The sequence below is a fragment of the Rhodococcus sp. (in: high G+C Gram-positive bacteria) genome (assembly GCF_049286785.1).
Lineage (GTDB): Bacteria > Actinomycetota > Actinomycetes > Mycobacteriales > Mycobacteriaceae > Rhodococcus_F.
Window position 1 is genome coordinate 1 of sequence record NZ_JBAQEO010000690.1, and the last position, 4,666, is coordinate 4,666.

Below are 4,666 nucleotides of genomic sequence, written 5' to 3' on the forward strand. Positions count from 1 at the left end.
CCGCCGTACCGTTCAAGTGGCGCTACACCACCACCGACCTACACCGACACCTCGAACGACTCGACCACCACGACCGAACCCTGCAAGCGGCATGACCCCCGACGAATTAACGAATCCAACCACTAAGCCTCAATCCGTGGATCGGTGATCTCAGTGATTTTCGGGTCGATTCTTTGGTGATGGCGACGGGTGACGCTGTTGGGGGCGTGGTTGATCCGCTGACCGGTTGTCAGCTCATCCACGTTGGGTGTTCCTGGGTCGGGGCCGGTGTGGCCGGGTTGTCGGGTCAGGCAGCTTGTGGCGGTTCGTAGTCGATGATGTTGCCCCAAAGGGTTGTCCAGTCGGCCTGCCGCGGCCAGTGCGCGGGTAGGTGGAGGACGGGTTTGCGTGCTGGCCGGGCGAATCGGGCGGGGACGTTGACCAGGTGCCGGCGCAGGGTGGCCCCGCGGGCGACGGCGTGGCGGCCGCCGGCGAGGGTGCCGGCGGCGCGCAGCAGGTTGTGGGCGATCGCCGCGCAGAGCACCCAGGCGCTGTTCGCGCCGAAACGCCCCGACGGGATGTGAGCGCGTGGTCCGTCGATGAGGTCCGCGAACACCGTTTCCACGATCGCGTGTTTGCGGTGCGTGATGTCGGCGTCGATGGTCGGCAGGTCGGAATTGGTGAAGAACGGGTGGTAGCGCCATACCGGGAACAACGCATCCGGATAGTTCGCGTCCTTGACCCGGCGCACGATCAGGCGGGCGGTGACCTTGTGGCGTCCAGAGAACGCGGTGTACTCGACCTCGGCGACCTCGGCATCGGAGATCAGCTCCCCGGTGTCGGGGTCGGTCACCGCACCGGGATAGTGCACCGGCGTCCACTCCTGCTCGTCGATGCTCTCCATGGCCCGGGTGATCCGCGGATTCCGGGTCATCACCAGGGAGAACTCGATACCCGCGGCGACCGCGGCCCTGATGACGGCCTTGTTGCCGAACGCGGAATCCCCGCGGGCCATGATCTTGCCGTGCGCGCCGCAGGCGCGGGCGGTGCTGATCGCCGACCGCAGCTGGGAGGCGGCGCCGCGCCCCGAGCCGGTCTTGCCGGCCCGCAGCCGCATCTCCGCGACCACCGGGGCGCTGTTCGCGGTGGACAGGGTCGTGACCAGCGGGGACAGGCCCTTGCGGAGCAGGGCTCGGCCGGCGATCTTCGCGTGCCCGTAGGACGCTCCCTGTTTCTGGTGCCCGTACACCGGCCGCAGCAGTGAGTCGATGTCGAGGAAGGCTCGGTCCTCGATGCCGGGCAGCCGCGGAGTGCGGGCGGCGAGGGCGATCAGATGCCGGCGCAGCACCGCCCCGAGCTGCAGGCTGTGCCCGAAGGTGAACTCGCGCAGAAAGATCCCCAACGTCGACGGGGCGTACACCTGGTCGAAGAGAATCGGGGTACCGCCGGCGCGGATCGTGTCCACGTCGTCGATGCTGTCCGCTCCGGTGAGCATCCCGCCGATGATCGAGGTCAGTTTCCCCACCGGGTTCACCGCACCCGAGGCCACCCGCGTGGAGGCGAGGTCGACATGGGTGTCGATCAGCTCCGACAGGCCGGTCTGTTCGCCCAGTTCGAGGACCGGCACCAACCCGGCGGCCGACACGAGATTGTATTCGTCGAACACCGCGGACCCAGCCGTGAACGTGTGCGATGATTGCACTGAAAGTGCCTTTCCGTATGTGGACAATCGTGATGTGAGAATCTTGATTGTCTCACTACGGGAGGCGCTTTCGTCATTCACACGCCGTTACGGCCGGCGTAGTCTCCACGGATCCAGGCTAATACTGCAACGACAGTTTGTGATGTCGGTGTGTGTAGTGGCTGGCGCGCGCCCTGGCTTGGCTGGCGCGGCGCCAGTTCGACCAGTGCCAGACGTGGACGAGGGCGTGTCGCATGGGGCTGGCGACGCGGTTGAACAATCTCCGTATCTCGTTGATTGTCAGAGGGATTAGATCTCGGGCACCGATTGAAGATCCCCTAATGAGAGTCAGCGAGTCCGGTCATACGGCAGACTCGTCACCGGTAGCGGCGGGCAGGTGAGCACTCCGATCCCCTGGACATCTCGAGTCCTGAAAAAAGATCGTGCCCCTGCCCGTCCGCCGGGAGAACGGAATCGCTGATGGGGTGTCGTGCCCGCTCCGGCGTGAGCACTGCTTCATCAGGGCGCTGATGGTTCTTCCGCACGCTACCGAACGTGGTCGAGCTCGAGGACGATGGGAGAAGTATCAGTGCAGTTATTCGTAGGAGATGACTGGTCGGAAGAGCATCACGATGTCGAGCTGATGGACGCGGCCGGACGGAGACTGAGCAAGGCACGGCTACCGGAAGGAGTGGCCGGGATCGCGCGGCTGCACTCGATGATCGGCGACCAACTCGGCGACGACGTCGACCAGTCCGAGGTGGCGATCGGAATCGAGACCGACCGGCGTCCTTGGGTTGCGGCTTTGGTGACCGCCGGATACACAGTATTCGCGGTGAATCCGTTGCAGGCGGCTCGTTTCCGGGAACGCAGCGGTGTTTCGGGCGCGAAGAGCGACGCCGCCGACGCACACGTGTTGGCGGACATGGTGCGCACCGATTCGCACCAGCTGCGGACGGTGGCCGGCGACAGCGCCGAGGCCGAGGGGGTCAAAGTCGTCGCCCGGGCCCACAAGACATTGATCTGGGAACGCACCCGCCACACCCAGCGACTGCGACACGCACTGCGCGAGTACTTCCCGGCCGCATTGGAGGCGTTCGACGATCTCGACGCCGCCGACGCCCTCGAGCTGCTCGGGAAGGCCCCGGACCCGACCTCGGCGGCACGACTGACACGGGGCCAGATCATCGCGGCGCTGCGGAAAGCCCGCCGCCGTGACATCGAGACCAAGACCGATCGGATCCAGGCCGTCCTGCGCGGTGAGCAGCTGGGCCGGGCGGCGGTGAACACCGCCGCCTACGCGGCGACCGTCCGCTCCGCCGTGGCGATACTGACCACGCTGAACGCGGAGATCAAGGCGCTGCAGGGGCAGGTCGATGCGCATTTTGGCCGGCACCCGGACGCTGAGATCATCATGTCCCAGCCCGGGATGGGACCGTTGCTCGGCCCCCGGGTCCTCGGTGAGTTCGGCGATGACCCCGAACGGTATGCCACCGCGAAGGCCCGCAAGAACTATGCCGCCACCAGCCCTATCACCCGAGCCTCCGGCAAGAAGAAGGTGGTCGCGGCCCGGTTCGTGCACAACGATCGGCTCGTCGATGCGCTGAACTCTCAGGCGTTCTCGGCCCTGCAAGCGTCACCCGGTGCCCGCGCCTACTACGACAAACAACGAGACCGCGGTCTCGATCACGTTTCCGCCCTGCGGCAGCTGGCGAACCGGCTCGTCGGCGTCCTGCACGGGTGCCTCAAGACCCGCACCCGCTACGACGAAACCACCGCGTGGTCACATCACGCCGAGGCCGCTGCTCGACACCCAAGCTCCTGGGATGTCTTTTTGAGCGCCGCGACGCAGGATCGTCAGGAAAGCAGCCGCAACCATCGACAAAGTGACGTGCCGGTACCAGGCCGGGTACCCACGCACCTGGTAGTGGTCGAGTCCGGTCTCGTTCTTGGTGGTCTGAAAGCACTCCTCGAGCGACTGCCGGCCACCCGGACCAGCTCGGCGGGTCCGGCGGCGGCGGGGCCATAGCAGATGTAGCAGGCAAACTCGTCGGGGTCGGTGATCGACCGGCGGGCCAGCAGCCAGTGACCGCGACCGCGTTCGCGCAATGGCCGGATGTCGACGAACGCCCAGTCGTAGAGCCTGGGTCCGTGGGCGCCGTCGCCGCAGTTCATCCGCTGCCACGCGGTCGCCGGCAGGTCGGCGATCATCGCGTGGGCTCGGCGCTGACGCAACTCCATCGAGATCACCATCTGCGACTTCGGAACGGCGAGAACATGGGCCACACCACGGGATTCGAGCCACAGCCGGAGCTTGCCGACCTGCCCGTAGGCCTCGTCGGCGGTGAACCACCCGAACGGTACTCCGGCATCGAGGGCGCGTTCGATCATCGTCTGCACCAGTTCGGGTTTCGTCGCGAAAACCACCTCGACGCCGATCCCGACGGCTCGGCACCGCTCACGGTCCTCGGTCCAGGCTTTCGGCAGATACAACTCCCGATCGATCATCGCCGGCCCCCGGTCGGAGGCGTAGGCGAGGAACACCCCATTCCGGGCGTCGCCTATCGTCTCGACCACGACCTCGCGCACGTCATCACGCAGCCCGTCGCCGTCCCAGGAGTAGAAATTCAGCAGCCGATGGCATGCCCTCCGGGCCCGCATCACCGGCCGCCTCGGCCAAGGTCCACCCGTTCTTACGGTCGACCTCACCGAGCAACCCCCGCACGGACGCACCCATCCGCCGCCGCGACTCAACCCGCGGAAACCTCGACGCGAACCGGGAACAGAACGCGGTGCACCCGCCGACCACTCCAGCACCTCTGACTGCACACAAGATCAATGACCACACCGGGGACTGCTGCACGATCAGGTGACAGGTGCGGTCACGCAGCCTGAGTGGCTGGTGTGGTCATGATGGTCTCGTATTCGACGGGGGTCAACTTGCCGAGCCGGGCTTGGCGTCGGCGGCGGTGGTAGGTCCGTTCGATCCAGGTGACGATCGCGATC

1 protein-coding gene and 3 pseudogenes are annotated in these 4,666 nt (G+C 66.3%); 1 reads left to right on the top strand and 3 read right to left on the bottom strand.

The annotated features are described in order from the left end of the window. Nucleotides 1–286: 286 nt before the first annotated feature. A complete protein-coding gene (locus WAW17_RS25015) occupies nt 287–1,681 on the bottom strand; it encodes an IS1380 family transposase (RefSeq protein ID WP_422335576.1) in 1,395 nt (464 codons plus the stop codon). Nucleotides 1,682–2,234: 553 nt separating this feature from the next. On the opposite strand from WAW17_RS25015, the pseudogene WAW17_RS25020 reads away from it, so the two are divergent. After that, nucleotides 2,235–3,449: pseudogene (locus WAW17_RS25020) on the top strand (IS110 family transposase); the annotation flags it as partial. Here the strand turns inward: WAW17_RS25020 and WAW17_RS25025 are convergent. Continuing rightward, nucleotides 3,444–4,489: pseudogene (locus WAW17_RS25025) on the bottom strand (IS701 family transposase). The pseudogenes WAW17_RS25020 and WAW17_RS25025 sit on opposite strands and share 6 nt — an antisense overlap. A 53-nt stretch (nt 4,490–4,542) precedes the next feature. Then, nucleotides 4,543–4,666 (bottom strand): annotated as a pseudogene (locus WAW17_RS25030) (IS3 family transposase); the annotation flags it as partial.